The following is a 14,151-nucleotide window of genomic DNA, read 5'->3' as shown; positions in this document are numbered from 1 at the left end:
TTCGTCGCCTCAGATCCGTAGCCGTGCAGCAAGCGTCCTGTTGCCGCGCCCTGCTTTTGACAAACCCCGGATGCAATCTGTTCACGTCAAGTACACCCGGCTGTGAACGCCGGTCCGACGCGATGTCTGCTACGGTCGCGTCGTCACGATGCCGCGCGAATTCAATTAATCAAGAAGAACACGGGAGGTATCGAGCACATCCAGACATCGCGATTCGCATTCCAGCTTCCCGCCGGGACTGCTCGCGCAGGACAACGGGCTGAAATGCGGTCACATGAGGCAACGGACATTGCGCCGATCAAGATCGGCAATGTTGAAATCAGCAAGCTTATGAAGAGCGAGGGACGATCATGATCAAGGTGAAGATCAACGGGCAGGAACAGAGCTGGGACGGCGACCCGGACCTTCCGCTACTCTGGTTCCTGCGCGATGAAGCCGGACTGACCGGTACCAAATTCGGCTGCGGCAAGGCGCTGTGCGGGGCGTGCACCGTCATCGTCGACAAGGAGGCGGTGCGTTCCTGCATAACATCGATCAACGACGTCGCCGGACGCGAGGTCACCACGATCGAGGGGCTGCATCCGGAGGGCGATCATCCGGTCCAAAAGGCCTGGCGCCAGGTCAATGTTCCCCAATGCGGCTTCTGCCAGGCCGGCCAGATCATGCAGGCCGCAGCGCTGCTGATGGACAATCCGAAACCGTCGCACGACCAGATCCGCGAAGCGATGGCCGGCAACATCTGCCGCTGCGGCTGCTATCAGCGCATCGAGAACGCGGTCCATCTCGCATCGACGGGAGTGTGACATGAATTTCATCGAGAATCCCCGGAAGCTTCACAGCTTCGAAAAGAATCTGAAGGTCGAGAAGATCTCGCGCCGCAGCATCCTGAAGGGGCTCGGCATCACCGGTGGTTTCGTGCTCGCCGCACCCGTGATGACGCGCCAGGCCTTTGCCTACGAGACCGGCGCCGGCAAGATGCCGCATGGCGTCGTGGTCGACCCCCGCGTGTTCGTGGCGGTCGCGCCCGACGGCACTGTCACCATCGTCGCCCACCGCTCCGAGATGGGTACCGGCGTGCGCACCAGCCTGCCGCTGATCGTGGCGGAGGAGATGGAGGCTGACTGGGCCAAGGTTAAGGTGCAGCAGGCGCATGGCGACGAAGTCAAGTTCGGCAATCAGGATACCGACGGCTCGCGCAGCACGCGGCATTATCTGCTTCCGATGCGCCAGATCGGCGCTGCGGCGCGCACCATGCTGGAGCAGGCCGCGGCCAAGCGCTGGGGCGTGCCGGCAACCGAAGTGAAGGCGGTCAATCACGAGGTGGTCCACAACGCGAGCGGACGCAAGCTCGGCTTCGGCGAGCTTGCAGCGGATGCCGCCAAGGAATCGGTGCCTGCGATCGAAGGGCTCAAGCTGAAGGACGCCAAGGACTTCCGCTATCTCGGCAAGGGCCAGGTTGGCATCGTCGATCTCCACGACATCACCACCGGCAAGGCGCGCTACGGCGCCGACGTGCGCCTTCCGGGCATGAAATATGCCGTGATCGCGCGCCCGCCGGTGACCGGCGGCAAGCTCACCTCATTCGATCCGGATGCGGCGCTGAAAGTGCCCGGCGTCGAGAAGGTGATGCAGGTCCGCGGCTGGCCGTGGCCGTCGAAATTCCAGCCGCTCGGCGGCGTCGCGGTGATCGCACGCAACACCGGCGCGGCGATCAAGGGCCGCGACGCGCTCAAGCTGGTCTGGGACGACGGCGCCAACGGCAAATACGACTCGGTCGCCTATCGCAAGGATCTCGAGGAGGCCTCGCGCAAACCGGGTCTCGTCGTGCGCAAGGAGGGCGATGCGGACGCCGCCTTGAAGAGTGCCGACAAGGTCGTCGTGGGCGAGTACTACATTCCTCATCTTGCCCATGTCAGCATGGAGCCGCCGGTCGCGGTCGCCGACGTCAAGGGCGACAAGGCTGAGATCTGGGCACCGGTGCAGAGCCCCGGCGGGACTCGCGAGGACGTTGCCAAGACGCTCGGCATCCCCGAGGGCAACGTCACGGTGAACGTGACGCTGCTCGGCGGCGGATTCGGCCGCAAGTCGAAGTGCGACTATGCGCTCGAAGCCGCTCTGCTGTCGAAGGAGCTCGGCACGCCCGTCAAGGTGCAATGGACGCGCGAGGACGACATCCATAACGGCTTCCTGCACACCGTCTCGGCCGAGCGGATCGAGGCGGGACTGGACAAGGACGGAAAGGTAATCGCCTGGCGCCACCGCAGCGTGGCTCCCAGCATCGCTTCGACTTTCGCCGCCGGCACGGTTCACCAGGCGCCGTTCGAGCTCGGCATGGGCCTCGTCGACATGCCCTTCGAAATCGCCAACATCAGTTGCGAGAATCCGGAAGCTGCCGCGCACACCCGCATCGGCTGGTTCCGATCGGTCTCGAACATCCCGCGCGCCTTCGCGGTGCAATCGATGGTCGGCGAGATCGCGAATGCGACCGGACGCGACCAGAAGGAGACGCTGCTCGCGCTGATCGGCACACCCCGCATCGTCAAGCCCGCCGTGAAGGACATGTGGAACTACGGCGAGCCCTATGACAGCTACCCGATCGACACCGCGCGGCTGCGCAGGGTGGTCGAGTTGGTCGCCGAGAAGGGTGAATGGGGCCGCCAGGTCCCGAAGGGCCACGGTCTCGGCATCGCCGTGCACCGCAGCTTCGTCAGCTACATCGCCACGATCGTCGAGGTCGCCGTCGACGAGAAGGGCAAGCTGACGGTGCCACGGGTCGACACCGCGATCGACTGCGGCACCTATGTGAACCCCGAGCGCATCGCCTCGCAGATCGAAGGTGCCGCGATCATGGGGCTCAGCCTCGCCAAATACGGCGAGGTCACGTTCAAGGACGGCAAGGTGCAGCAGAATAATTTTGACGACTTCCAGGTCGCCAGGATCGACGAGGCGCCGCTGGTGACCAACGTCCACATCGTGCCACCGGCACCCGATACGCCGCCGAGCGGCGTCGGCGAGCCCGGCGTGCCGCCCTTCGCACCGGCGCTGATGAACGCGATCTTCGCGGCGACCGGCAAGCGCATCCGCACGCTTCCGATCGGCAAGCAATTGGAAGTGTAACGGAACACAAGCGGCCTCGCGCCGTTTCTCATCGATCTGACAGGAGCAGCTCGATGACCAACATCTCAAGGGCGCTCGCAGTCTCGCTGTCGAGCGCCTTTCTTTTGACCGCTGCGGGCGCCTCCGCCCAGAGCAACACGACGCCCCCGACCACGGCGACGCGCCCGACCGCATCGGACCAGAGCTCGCTTCCCAACGCCAGCACCCCTCCCGCCTCGACCACCCAGACCACCGGGCAGAGCAGCACCGATCCGAAGGTTCGGGAGATGAATCAGGCGGAGAAGGACAAGGTCGACCGCCAGGGTAAGTAGGCCCCAGTCGCACATGCAAGATGCGGCGGACGTTGCCGTCCGCCGCTCTCGCCACCCCCCGCTGCTCCGCTTCTCTCGATCCGCCTGCGGAGCTTATTTCTTCAGCGCGAACACCCAGATCACGCCGCCCTGCGGCACGTTGGATTCGATGCCGATATTATTTGTCGCAAGCGCGTCCTGGATGCGCTGCGCGTCCACACCCCAGCCCGACTGGATCGCGATATATTGCGTGCCGTCGATTTCATAGGACACCGGCATGCCCATGATGCCGGAGTTGGTCTTCTGCTGCCAGAGCAGCTCACCGGTCTTGGCATTGAAGGCGCGGAAGTCGCGGTCGTTGGTGCCGCCGGCGAAGACGAGATCGCCCGCGGTGGCCGTGACCGAGCCGAACATCTGCGACTTCGGGAAGTTGTGCTGCCACACCTTCTTGCCGGTCGCAGGGTCCCAGGCCTGGATCTCGCCGAAATGGTCGGCGCCCGGCTTGGTCTTCAGGCCGATATCCTCCGGCTTGGTGCCGAGCCAGAGTTCGCCGGGCTTGAGCGGGATCTTCTCGCCGGTGAAGCCGCCGCAGAAATTCTCGTTGGCGGGCACGTAGACGAGGCCGGTCTTTTGGCTGTAGGCCGCCGATGGCCAGTCCTTGCCGCCCCACAATGAGGGGCAGAACTCCACGCGCTTGCCCACCACCGGCTTATGCGCGGGATCGAGGATCGGCTTGCCGCTCTCGTCGACGCCCTTCCAGACGTCGGTCGAGACGAATGGCCAGCCGGCGACGTAGTTGATCTTGGTCGGCGTGCGCTCGAGCACCCAGAAGATCGCGTCGCGCCCTGGATGGACCAGGCTCTTGATGCTGCGGCCATCGCGCTGGAGATCGATCAGCATCGGTGCGTCGACCTCGTCCCAGTCCCAGGAATCGTTCTGGTGGTACTGGTGATAGGTCTTGATCTTGCCGTTGCCCGGATCGAGCGCGATCACCGACGAGGTGTAGAGATTGTCGCCGGGATGCATCTCGCCAGGCCACGGCGCGGCATTGCCGACACCCCAATAGATCGTCTTGGTATCCTTGTCATAGGTCCCGGTCATCCAGGCCGAGCCGCCGCCGTTCTTCCAGTCATCACCCTGCCAGGTGTCATGGCCGGGCTCGCCCTCTCCAGGAATGGTGAAGGTGCGCCACAGCTCCTTGCCGTCCTTGGCATCGAAGGCAGCGACATAGCCGCGCACGCCGAACTCGCCGCCGGAGCCGCCGACGATGACCTTGCCATCGACGATCAGCGGCATCAGGGTCATGTACTGACCCTTCCTGTAGTCCTGCACCTTGGTGTCCCACACCACCTTGCCGGTCTTGGCATCGAGCGCGACGACGTGGTCGTCGGTGGTGGCGAGATAGAGCTTGTCCTCCCACAGGCCGACGCCGCGGCTGGTCGGATGCAGCTGGAACAGATCGTCGGGCAACTGCCGCTTGTAGCGCCAGTATTCGTCGCCGGTCTTCGCGTTCAGCGCGATCACCTGGCCCATCGGGGTTGCCACGAACATCACGCCGTTGTTGACGATCGGCGGCGCCTCGTGACCTTCGACGACGCCGGTGGCGAAGGTCCAGACCGGCGTGAGATCCTTGACGTTAGAGGTGTTGATCTGGTCCAGCGGGCTGTAGCCCTGCCCGTCATAGGTGCGCCGATAAAGCATCCAATTGCCGGGCTCGGGATTTTCGAGACGTTGTGAGGTGACGGGGCTGTAGTTCTCGATCGGGCCGCCGATGGCAGCAGTCGAGACAACACATGTGAAGGCGACGAAGCCGGACAATAGCCATTGCTTCCTGGTCATGGACGTTTCCCCTATTTCATCCGCTTGAATTCTTTTTTGAATTGTTGTCGTTCGTCCCGTCGTCCGCCCCTCGGCGGACGCGGCCTCCCGTGAGGCGGGCACATCCCGCACCGTCCATCATCCCGGCTGCGCGCCACCTACCTTTCCGATGAAGCCACCGGCGACCGTGAGCGAACCTTCGCTTAACGACAGCGGCAATGCCGCGAGGCGTCGCGGCGCGGGCCCGAACACGACCTGTGCGCCCTGGCGTGGATCATATTCGGAGTTGTGGCAGGGACACTTGAAGACGGTCATGTCGCCTCCCTGATCCGCCTTCACCCATTCCGTAACCGGACAGGCGGCATGAGCGCAGACCGCCGAATAGGCAACGATGCCGTCGGCTGCGCGTGCACGCGTGATCTCATCGAGCTCGTTCGGATCGAGCTTCACGACAAGAACCTCGTTCAGGCGTGAGCCGCTGCGAACGACAGAGCTCTTCGGATCCTTCGGCCAGGCGCGGACCGGGGGGCCGCCCAGCTTGAGGTCGTCAGGCTTGATGAGCTGACCTTCGTTGTCGCCCTCGGAGAGGACGAGCAGATCGCCTTGGTGCGGCCGCTCGTCGGCACCCGGCTGATCGTCGTCGGCCCTTGCTGGTGCGCAACAGCCGAGGCAGGCGGTGGTCGCGAGCGCACCGAGCAGCAGCTCTCGACGGGTTTGCTCCGCACTCACACCGGCTTCGGGTTCCGCAGTGTTGTCGGAGGATGACGGGGAGGTACTGAATGATGCGCGCGACATGCACAGTAGCAGGCACTGGAACTCTGCCGAAATGAAGGCGAAGGATTGGCGCCGCAGTGCATCAATATGGCTTTACTCGCTTTGAGCGAATGCGGTTGCGCGCATTCAAACATGTTTTTGCCTTTGCAACGTCATGTCACGCGATCGGCATGATGATTTTGCAGATCAGACCGATGATGCAGGAATGCTGCGGCGCGCTCTGAGCGAGGCGGAGCAACCTCAACGCGATTCAACTGCACGTTTTGCCGGCAGACGCGTCGTCCTCAGGACCTCAGCAGGTGACGCGGCACCGCGATACGGCCGGCGATCGTTGCCGACGCCATCTCAAAGCTGTCGGCGATGCGACGGGCCTTGTCGATAAATAACGCAGCTGCCGGCGGCGGGCAGACTTCGCGCGCCGTCTGCTCGAACAGGTCGAGCCAGCGGTCGAAATGATCACCGACCAGGCTGAGCGGCATATGCGCCCGCATTGGCGAGCCGTGATAGCGGCCGCTCATCAGCACGACCGACGACCAGAAATCCCTCAGCTTGGCGAGATGCTCGTCCCAATTCTGCACGATCGCGAACACCGGCCCGAGCAGCGCGTCCTCACGCACGCGGCCATAGAAACGGATGACGAGTTCCCCGATCATCTCCTCGGTAATCCCGGTCCGCTCGATCGCGTCTTGGGTCAGCAAGTTCCGCCGTTCGGCCGCAGCTTGCCGCTCGGCCTTCAGTCGATCCGACATGTCCTTTGTGTTCCGTTTTCGTTGTCCCGCACAGCCGGATATTGTCCGGCCCATTGCGCGCGACGTCTTTGTCGCAGCGCAAATTGCGGGATTGAGCGGCGGGCGCGACACCCGCCGCCTGCACCTTGATCAGGCGCCGTAGGTGTAAAAACCCTGCCCGGTCTTGCGGCCGAGATGGCCGGCATCGACCATTTCCTTGAGCAGGGGAGCTGGACGGTACTTAGGGTCGTTGAAGCCCTTGTAAAAGACCTCCATCACCGAAAGCATCGTATCGAGACCGACGAGATCGGCCAGGGCCAGTGGCCCGATCGGATGATTGCAGCCGAGCTTCATCCCGGCGTCGATTTCCTCGGCCGTCGCAATCCCCTCCTGGAGCGCGAAGATCGCCTCGTTGATCATCGGGCACAGGATCCGGTTGACGGCGAAGCCCGGGCTGTTCTTAGCCGTGATCGCCACCTTGCCGACGCGCTGGGCGAACTCGAGCGCCTTGGCGTGGGTGTCGTCCGAGGTCTGCAGGCCGCGGATGAGTTCCAGCAGCGCCATTACCGGAACCGGATTGAAGAAGTGCATGCCGATGAAGCGATCCGGACGATCGGTTGCGGCGGCCAGCTTGGTGATGGAAATCGACGAGGTGTTGGTCGCAACGAGCGTGCGCGGCGCCAGCGTGGCGCAGAGGTCCTTCAGGATCTTGACCTTCAGCTCCTCGTTTTCGGTCGCGGCCTCGATGACGAGATCGCAGTCGGAAAGCTTGGCGCGATCGGTGGTGCCGGTGATGCGCTTCAGCGTCGCCTCGCGATCGGCCGCCGAGATCTTCTCCTTCTTGACCAGGCGCTCGAGGCTGCCGCCGACGGTCGAAATGCCGCGGTTCACCGCCGCATCGGAAATGTCGACCATCACGACCGACAGCCCGGCCGCGGCGCAGATTTGGGCGATGCCGTTGCCCATTGTGCCTGCTCCGATGATGCCAACGGTATTGATCATGGAATGATGTCCTTCTTGTTGAGCGAGCCCAGCCTCTGGCGGCGTGCCCGGTTTGACCTGAATTTCGAGCCGCGGCCGCCATCGGTGCTGCACCGCATCCAGGCTCTTCCTTAGCGCATCCGTGGGGAGAATAAAGTCGCCTTTCCGCTGCCGAAGGGCATGATTTCGCGCTCTCGCGGCCTGATCGGCCCGAGTTTTGCGGCTGGGCTCGCCCCCGGATTGCCGAGGGCGCAGGGAAGGCCGGGAGCCGGCTGGCACCCGCGGTCCGCTGTGCGCGTGTAGCGCATTGGAAAACTGCACAGCGGCGTACAGGGCAGCCAGGACATCCCGACCTTCCCTGCGCGAGTGGTTTGACGGCTTATGCCGTGCCCTCCCCGGAGCCGAATTCCCTCTGGCCTCCGTCGCCTTGCGAAAAGCTGACGGCAACGGCCGGTTGGCCTCATGCCGCCTTCCGCAAGGCTTGACTGTAGCAACGACAGTCAGGACCACACGGTTTTGCCGTACGCAGCCCGCGCCGTTCGTCACACGCGGCGGAAGCTCACGAGGTTCGGCTCAATCCTCCGCTCGCCCTGCTTCCGGCCCTTGCGTGCCGACGCGCGCCCGCGTCCACCGCAACTCACCCACGTACCGGACGACTCGCGATCCGCCCCTCGTGCCGGGTGAGGTGAAAGACATATACGATATTTCCGAAATTCGGTAAAGCGGAATATTTTCATGGACGGGGCTTGACCTGGTGTTTCGCCGGCAGACCGGCGGAGCTTGACAGCCCGCCATTATTTCAATAATCGTTGAAATATGGAAAAGACAGATGCCGTCGCGGCGCTCGCCGCGCTGGCTCAGGACAACCGTCTCGACGTGTTCCGCCTGCTGGTGCAGGCCGGCCCAGCGGGCATGACCGCCGGTGCGATCGCGGAAGCGCTGGATCTGGCGCCCAACACGCTGACGTTTCACTTCGACCGGCTGCGGATGGCCGGCCTTGCCACGGTCCGGCGCGAGGGACGCTCGATGGTCTATGCGGCGCGGTTCGAGACCATGAACGCGCTGGTCGGCTTCCTCACGGAAAACTGCTGCGGCGGCGTGTCATGCGCGCCCGCCGCGTCTTCGAAACCCGCGCGAAAGCGCAGCAAGACTCCGGCCTGAAAGGACAGATCATGAAGCGCCTGCATGTTCACGTGTCCGTCGACGACCTTTCCCGCTCCATCGGATTCTATTCTGCCCTGTTCGCAAGCGCGCCTTCAGTGGTGAAGTCCGACTACGCCAAATGGATGCTCGATGACCCCCGCGTGAATTTTGCAATCTCGACGCGCGGACGCGCGCCCGGCCTCGATCACCTCGGCATCCAGGTCGAGACCGGCGACGAGCTCCAGGAGGTTTATGCGCGGCTGCGCCAGGCCGGCGGCAATGTCGTCGAACAAGGTCAGACCACCTGCTGTTATGCGAAGTCCGAGAAATCCTGGATCGACGATCCCGCGGGAATTGCCTGGGAAACTTTTCACACCACGGGCGAAAGCACCGACTATGGCGACGGCACCGGCGAGAATGGCGCGCGAGTTGCCCACGGGAATCGGCAAGAGAAGCAACCAGACAAGCAATCGGCCTGCTGCGCGCCGCAGTCCGTTGCGAAGCCGTCGTCATCGGCCTGCTGCTGATATCCGGGATCTGCACGATGGACGCCATCATCTACCACAATCCTGCCTGCGGTACTTCGCGCAACACGCTTGCGATCATCCGGCACGCCGGGATCGAGCCGCATGTGATCGAGTATCTGAAGACGCCGCCGTCGCGAGCGCTGTTGCAGCAACTCGTCGCCCGCATGGGTCTTTCCGTCCGCGACCTTCTTCGCGAAAAGGGCACGCCATATGCCGAACTCGGTCTCGACAACCCTGATCTGACGGACGATCAGCTCCTCGAGGCCATGATGGCGCATCCGATCCTGATCAACCGTCCGATCGTGGTCACGCCGAAGGGCGTCAAGCTCTGTCGTCCTTCCGAACTGGTGCTGGACCTCCTCCCCCCGCAGCAGGGCGAGTTCGTCAAGGAAGACGGCGAGCACGTGCGGCTGGATCGCGACGCCTGATGCCGGGCCTTGCACAGCGTGCTGTTGCCGAATGGCTTGGAACGGCGTTCCTGCTCGCTGCGGTGGTCGGCTCGGGAATCATGGCCCAACGGCTCGCGGGCGGAAACGTCGCGCTGGCACTCCTCTGCAACACGATCGCCACGGGCGCCATTCTCGTCGTGCTGATCCTGACGTTTGCTCCCGTCTCGGGCGCACACTTCAATCCGGCCGTGACGCTGGCCTTGGCGGTGCGCGGTGAGACGCCCTGGATCGAGGCGACGATCTACATCGCGGCACAAATCGCCGGCGCAATCGTCGGCGTGTGGATCGCACATCTGATGTTCGGGCTTTCCGTCCTCCAGGCCTCGCTGACGGAACGGGGCGGGATAGGACAGTGGCTCGCCGAGGCGGTGGCAACCCTCGGCCTGTTGCTGACGATTTTGGGCGTGGCATCGCGAGCCTCGGCAGCCGTTCCCTATGCGGTCGGCCTCTACATCACATCCGCTTATTGGTTCACGGCCTCGACGTCGTTCGCCAATCCAGCGGTCACCATCGCCCGGTCCTTATCCGACACCTTTGCAGGCATCGCCCCGGACGGCGTGCCGGCCTTCATCGCCGCGCAGCTCATCGGGGCGGCCGTCGCCATACCGCTTGCGAGCTGGCTGTGGGGCGAAGCAAGCGTGAAGCACGCTCCCAGCGACGAATGAAGAGAGTGTCCAAACCGCTCGTCCTCTGTATTCTCTGACTCCCGGCGGGGACGGCAGGAACCAGCGTGAAGCGACATCGCAGCCACGACATCGACGATTCCATGTCATTCGGCTTGGCCCTGAGGCGTCGGGCCGGATGAACGATTTCGCACGATCCATTGCCGCCGCGTTCACGCTGATTGGGGAAGCCGATCCCGAGCTGCTCAGCATCGTCGCGCTGTCGGTGCGTGTCAGCCTGACGGCCAGCGTCGTCGCACTGCTGCTCGGCGCTCCACTCGGGGCCCTGCTAGCGATTGCCCGCTTTCGTGGCCGGCAGGTCATCATCGTTCTGACCAATGCGCTGCTTGGCCTGCCGCCGGTCGTGGTGGGGCTTGCGCTTTATCTGATGTTGTCGCGATCCGGCCCGCTCGGGGCGGCGGGCCTGTTGTTCACGCCGACAGCCATGGTGATCGCGCAGACGCTGCTGGCGACCCCGATCGTGGTCGCGCTGGTGCACCGGCCAGCGAGCCTGTTGTGGGCCGAGTATGGCGACCTCGCGCGGATCGACGGGCTCTCGATATTGCGCAGCATCGGCCTCTTGTTCGCGCTCGGCCGGACTTCGCTGCTGACGGCCTTCCTCGCCGCGTTCGGGCGCGCGATCGCCGAAGTCGGCGCCATCATCATCGTTGGCGGCAATATCAGCGGTTTTACCCGCACGATGACGACCGCGATCGCGCTGGAAACCAGCAAGGGCGACCTGCCGCTGGCACTGGGTCTCGGGCTGATCCTGCTTGCGCTCAGCGTCGCCGTCTCGACCGTCGCCTTCCTGCTAGTGGGACGCGTTGGGGAAAAATAGCTGCTCGCCGCCGACCTTGTAACCGGCGATCGCATCCTGGCCCTTCGGCGAGATCAGCCAGTCGATGAAGGCCTGGCCGTCCTTCGCCTTGACATCAGGATGCTTGTCGGGATTGACCAGCATGACGCCGTATTGGTTGAACAGCCGCTTGTCGCCCTGGGTGAGGATTGCAAGCTCGCCACGGTTCTTGAACGACAGCCATGTGCCGCGGTCTGACAGCAGGTACGCATTCGAGGACGATGCCATGTTCAGCGCCGGCCCCATGCCCTGGCCGATCTCGCGATACCAGCTGCCCTTGGCCGTCGCGATGTCGACGCCTGCCTCTTTCCACAATCTCAGCTCGGCGGCATGCGTGCCGGACTTGTCGCCGCGCGAAATGAACGGCGCCTTGGCCGCGGCGATCTTGCGGAGCGCATCGGCAACGTCCTTGTCGCCGGCAATGTGGGCGGGATCGCTCTTCGGTCCGACAATGACAAAGTCATTGTACATCACGTCGTAGCGCTTCACGCCCTGCCCTTCGGTCATGAACTTGTCTTCCGCCACCCTGTCATGGACGAACACCACGTCCGCATCGCCACGCCGACCGATATCCAGGGCCTGGCCCGTGCCGACGGCGACGACCTTTACGGCGATGCCCTTCTCTTTCGTGAACAGCGGCAGCAGGTAGCCGAACAAGCCCGATTGTTCCGTCGACGTCGTCGAGGCCACCGTGATGGTGCGATCCTGCGCGTATGCGCATGTCGACCAGAACAGGAGTGTTGCGATAGCGGCAAGCTTTCTCATGCGTCGTCCCTCGAACAAGCAACGGCACCTTCCAATAGCCGCTGGCGATGAGGGCGGGAACCCCCGACGTTCGGCGGAGAGTTGATGCGGTGGCGCCGCATCGGGTGGAACGTCGTCGGCACAACCGGTTTGCTGGGGCAGCGCAACGTGAAGGAGAGTCCAATGAAGACAGTCATTCTGGCATCCGCCTGCGCCATGGCGCTGGCGAGCGGTGGCGCCTTTGCGCAGACACAATCAGCCCCCGGTGCCTCCGGTCAGGGCGACGTCGGCCCCTCGTCGCGAGGTCCCGCAACCAAGGGCATGACGACGGGCCGTGCCTCGAACATGCAGAACGAGATCAGCGACGGCAAGGGGACTCAGTCGCCATCCGCAGGTGGCAGCAACACCAACAACACGGGCAGCCAGGCCGGCGGCGGAGCGGGCGCCAGCTCAAGTTCCGGCGGGCGATAGGCCTAAGTCGGCACGGAGATGAACGCGGCGGGAGCTGCTGTGCAGATGTTCTGCAATTGGTCCCGCCTCAATTGACAGGGGTGTGACGGCCGGGGCAGTTTTTCACATTGCTGGCGAATCAGCGCTTGCCCACGGCCCTGAGTACCTCTTGGACAACTCCCAGTGCTATCGAGACTGATATCATTGCTGAGCCGCATTCCTGCGGTGAAATGGGCGTTCAAGCGGCTTCGGCCTCCGCCGCATAACGGCAGCATCGGGGTGATGCCGAGTGCTGCGGATGAGCAGCCAGCAATCATAGCAGAGGCTGCTCCGACGCTCGACAGCGTCAAAATCGAGCCGATGCCTGGCGACGTCGACATCGAAGTCTACGCCACTGCCTCTGTCATCGAAGAGACCCCGTCCGCGGCGACGACCAATGTCCGCGTCAACGACGATTCATCTCGGGAGACACCGGCAGAGGTCGAGTCCGTCGTCATCGTCGAGCAGACTCCGTTCCCGTCGGTTGAGGTCGCGAGCGAGCCGGTTGATCCGCTCGAAGTCATCGGCAACGATCCGACTGCGGCACGTCTGACGGCGGTTGAACCCGAGGTCGTCGACGAGGGACCCGCTTCGTTTGCCGAAGTCGAAGCAACCGATGCTCCCGAGCCGGTCGTCAGCAGCGATCTCCCGGTAGAGCTCCTGACGGATGTTGAAGCCGAAACCGTGGAGGAGACTCCGGTCTCTTCCGTCGAAGGTGAAACGGTTGAAGCCACTGAGCCCGTCATCGGCCGCGATGCATCCCCGGAACGGCCTGAGGATGTCGAGCCGGTCACCGTGGAGCAGGTCTACGTCGCCGCTGCAGAGGCGGAGACAATGTCGGACGCGGCCTGCGAGCAGGTCGTCGAGGACGAACCGGTCTCCGCCGAACCGGTCGCTGTCGACGAGGCCCCCGTCATCGTGGTCGACGAAGGGATTGCCGTGCCCACCTCCGCAGAGGTCAGCGTCGACAGCGAGCCCGCTCCCAGCGTCGCGGCGGAGATCGAGGCCGATGTCGCCAACGATCTGCCGGCCGTCGCGGACATTGCCGCGGAAGATGTGTCCGCCGACGCGCCTGTTGGCATCGCGCACATCGAGCCTCCTGCGGCTTCCTCTCCGAAGAGTTCGAACGCGCCGAAGGCCCGAGCAAAGATCGTGGAGCCCGCCGACCGCGCCACACTGATCCGGCAGCGCTGGTCCGAGACCGGGATCAGGATGTGGAATCCACGGCTTCACGGCACCGGCGAAGCGACCCTGAACATCCAGGGACGCATCGAACTGCTGCCGCCCGAGCCCGGCGAGACGATGCCGCGCTACGACAAGCTGGAATTCAAGATGCTCGGCGGCCAAATCGTCTGTGAAGGCATTATCGTCGAGGCGCCAGTGCATGCGAGCCAGCGCAGCTTTACGCGGCTCGCCGAGCCGCGTGGCGCCGACCGGGCCCGCGAGCCGGTGCGGGCACGACAGGCCGCTCTCGCCTGATCTTTTCAGGGACGCGACGGCAGAGCGCGGCGCGATCGGGCGCCCACTGCCGCCGCGCTCAAACCGGACAGCGCCCGCAAGGCTGGCTCACAGG

15 protein-coding genes are annotated in these 14,151 nt (G+C 64.1%); 10 read left to right on the top strand and 5 right to left on the bottom strand.

Translation table 11 applies throughout. The annotated features are described in order from the left end of the window. Positions 1-350: 350 nt before the first annotated feature. The 3 genes from XH88_RS11545 to XH88_RS11535 are packed head-to-tail and all read left to right on the top strand — an operon-like array spanning position 351 to position 3,428. Positions 351-803: a (2Fe-2S)-binding protein gene (locus XH88_RS11545; RefSeq protein ID WP_271615479.1), complete on the top strand. Its 453-nt coding sequence runs from the start codon at positions 351-353 to the stop codon at positions 801-803. A gap of 1 nt (position 804) precedes the next feature. Continuing rightward, complete coding sequence (locus XH88_RS11540; protein ID WP_271615478.1) at positions 805-3,117, top strand: xanthine dehydrogenase family protein molybdopterin-binding subunit; 2,313 nt, start codon at positions 805-807, stop codon at positions 3,115-3,117. Between the two features lie 53 nt (positions 3,118-3,170). Continuing rightward, entirely contained in the window at positions 3,171-3,428 is a 258-nt protein-coding gene (locus XH88_RS11535; RefSeq protein WP_271615477.1) for a hypothetical protein, read from the top strand. Positions 3,429-3,521: 93 nt separating this feature from the next. Here the strand turns inward: XH88_RS11535 and XH88_RS11530 are convergent, their stop codons facing one another. From XH88_RS11530 to XH88_RS11515, 4 genes are all read right to left on the bottom strand, one after another. Continuing rightward, entirely contained in the window at positions 3,522-5,246 is a 1,725-nt protein-coding gene (locus tag XH88_RS11530; protein WP_271615476.1) for a methanol/ethanol family PQQ-dependent dehydrogenase, read from the bottom strand. Positions 5,247-5,363: 117 nt separating this feature from the next. Continuing rightward, the gene (locus tag XH88_RS11525) at positions 5,364-6,020 is read right to left on the bottom strand and encodes a QcrA and Rieske domain-containing protein (RefSeq protein ID WP_271615475.1); all 657 of its coding nucleotides are present in this window, start codon (positions 6,018-6,020) and stop codon (positions 5,364-5,366) included. A gap of 263 nt (positions 6,021-6,283) precedes the next feature. After that, positions 6,284-6,748 carry a group III truncated hemoglobin gene (locus XH88_RS11520; protein ID WP_271615474.1) on the bottom strand — a complete coding sequence of 155 codons (465 nt, stop codon included), beginning with the start codon at positions 6,746-6,748 and terminating at the stop codon, positions 6,284-6,286. Positions 6,749-6,877: 129 nt separating this feature from the next. Continuing rightward, positions 6,878-7,729: a 3-hydroxybutyryl-CoA dehydrogenase gene (locus XH88_RS11515; protein WP_271615473.1), complete on the bottom strand. Its 852-nt coding sequence runs from the start codon at positions 7,727-7,729 to the stop codon at positions 6,878-6,880. Positions 7,730-8,524: 795 nt separating this feature from the next. Between XH88_RS11515 and XH88_RS11510 the strand changes: the two genes are divergently transcribed. The 5 genes from XH88_RS11510 to XH88_RS11490 all read left to right on the top strand — a co-directional run bounded on the left by XH88_RS11510 (position 8,525) and on the right by XH88_RS11490 (position 11,327). Continuing rightward, positions 8,525-8,869 (top strand): ArsR/SmtB family transcription factor, encoded by a 345-nt coding sequence (locus XH88_RS11510; RefSeq protein ID WP_271615472.1) that lies wholly within the window; start codon positions 8,525-8,527, stop codon positions 8,867-8,869. A gap of 11 nt (positions 8,870-8,880) precedes the next feature. Further along, a complete protein-coding gene (locus XH88_RS11505; protein ID WP_271615471.1) occupies positions 8,881-9,378 on the top strand; it encodes an ArsI/CadI family heavy metal resistance metalloenzyme in 498 nt (165 codons plus the stop codon). 17 nt (positions 9,379-9,395) lie between these two features. Then, entirely contained in the window at positions 9,396-9,806 is a 411-nt protein-coding gene (gene arsC, locus XH88_RS11500) for an arsenate reductase (glutaredoxin) (protein ID WP_271615470.1), read from the top strand. Continuing rightward, the gene (locus XH88_RS11495; protein WP_271615469.1) at positions 9,806-10,492 is read left to right on the top strand and encodes an aquaporin; all 687 of its coding nucleotides are present in this window, start codon (positions 9,806-9,808) and stop codon (positions 10,490-10,492) included. The genes arsC and XH88_RS11495 overlap by 1 nt, the downstream gene beginning before the upstream one ends. 136 nt (positions 10,493-10,628) lie before the next feature. Further along, on the top strand, positions 10,629-11,327 hold the full coding sequence (locus XH88_RS11490) for an ABC transporter permease (RefSeq protein ID WP_271615468.1): 699 nt from the start codon (positions 10,629-10,631) through the stop codon (positions 11,325-11,327). On the opposite strand, the gene XH88_RS11485 is transcribed toward XH88_RS11490, so the two are convergent. Continuing rightward, on the bottom strand, positions 11,301-12,110 hold the full coding sequence (locus tag XH88_RS11485) for an extracellular solute-binding protein (protein WP_271615467.1): 810 nt from the start codon (positions 12,108-12,110) through the stop codon (positions 11,301-11,303). The two genes, XH88_RS11490 and XH88_RS11485, sit on opposite strands and share 27 nt — an antisense overlap. 162 nt (positions 12,111-12,272) lie before the next feature. Between XH88_RS11485 and XH88_RS11480 the strand changes: the two genes are divergently transcribed. Then, positions 12,273-12,560 (top strand): hypothetical protein, encoded by a 288-nt coding sequence (locus tag XH88_RS11480; RefSeq protein ID WP_271615466.1) that lies wholly within the window; start codon positions 12,273-12,275, stop codon positions 12,558-12,560. A 183-nt stretch (positions 12,561-12,743) separates the two neighbouring features. After that, positions 12,744-14,057, top strand: a complete 1,314-nt coding sequence (locus tag XH88_RS11475; protein WP_271615465.1) for a hypothetical protein — start codon at positions 12,744-12,746, stop codon at positions 14,055-14,057. Positions 14,058-14,151 lie beyond the last annotated feature (94 nt).

Source organism: Bradyrhizobium sp. CCBAU 51627, assembly GCF_028128765.1.
In the GTDB taxonomy this organism is placed as follows: Bacteria; Pseudomonadota; Alphaproteobacteria; order Rhizobiales; family Xanthobacteraceae; genus Bradyrhizobium.
The sequence above is the reverse complement of the archived record's forward strand: the minus strand, read 5'-3'. Positions and strand labels throughout refer to the sequence as shown.

Coding starts and splice junctions, on each gene's coding strand:
- XH88_RS11480 (WP_271615466.1), top strand. CDS start 12,273: ATGAAGACAGTCATTCTGGCATCCGCCTGCGCCATGGCGCTGGCGAGC.
- XH88_RS11545 (WP_271615479.1), top strand. CDS start 351: ATGATCAAGGTGAAGATCAACGGGCAGGAACAGAGCTGGGACGGCGAC.
- XH88_RS11505 (WP_271615471.1), top strand. CDS start 8,881: ATGAAGCGCCTGCATGTTCACGTGTCCGTCGACGACCTTTCCCGCTCC.
- arsC (WP_271615470.1), top strand. CDS start 9,396: ATGGACGCCATCATCTACCACAATCCTGCCTGCGGTACTTCGCGCAAC.
- XH88_RS11540 (WP_271615478.1), top strand. CDS start 805: ATGAATTTCATCGAGAATCCCCGGAAGCTTCACAGCTTCGAAAAGAAT.
- XH88_RS11515 (WP_271615473.1), bottom strand. CDS start 7,729: ATGATCAATACCGTTGGCATCATCGGAGCAGGCACAATGGGCAACGGC.
- XH88_RS11490 (WP_271615468.1), top strand. CDS start 10,629: ATGAACGATTTCGCACGATCCATTGCCGCCGCGTTCACGCTGATTGGG.
- XH88_RS11520 (WP_271615474.1), bottom strand. CDS start 6,748: ATGTCGGATCGACTGAAGGCCGAGCGGCAAGCTGCGGCCGAACGGCGG.
- XH88_RS11530 (WP_271615476.1), bottom strand. CDS start 5,246: ATGACCAGGAAGCAATGGCTATTGTCCGGCTTCGTCGCCTTCACATGT.
- XH88_RS11495 (WP_271615469.1), top strand. CDS start 9,806: ATGCCGGGCCTTGCACAGCGTGCTGTTGCCGAATGGCTTGGAACGGCG.
- XH88_RS11485 (WP_271615467.1), bottom strand. CDS start 12,110: ATGAGAAAGCTTGCCGCTATCGCAACACTCCTGTTCTGGTCGACATGC.
- XH88_RS11525 (WP_271615475.1), bottom strand. CDS start 6,020: ATGTCGCGCGCATCATTCAGTACCTCCCCGTCATCCTCCGACAACACT.
- XH88_RS11510 (WP_271615472.1), top strand. CDS start 8,525: ATGGAAAAGACAGATGCCGTCGCGGCGCTCGCCGCGCTGGCTCAGGAC.
- XH88_RS11535 (WP_271615477.1), top strand. CDS start 3,171: ATGACCAACATCTCAAGGGCGCTCGCAGTCTCGCTGTCGAGCGCCTTT.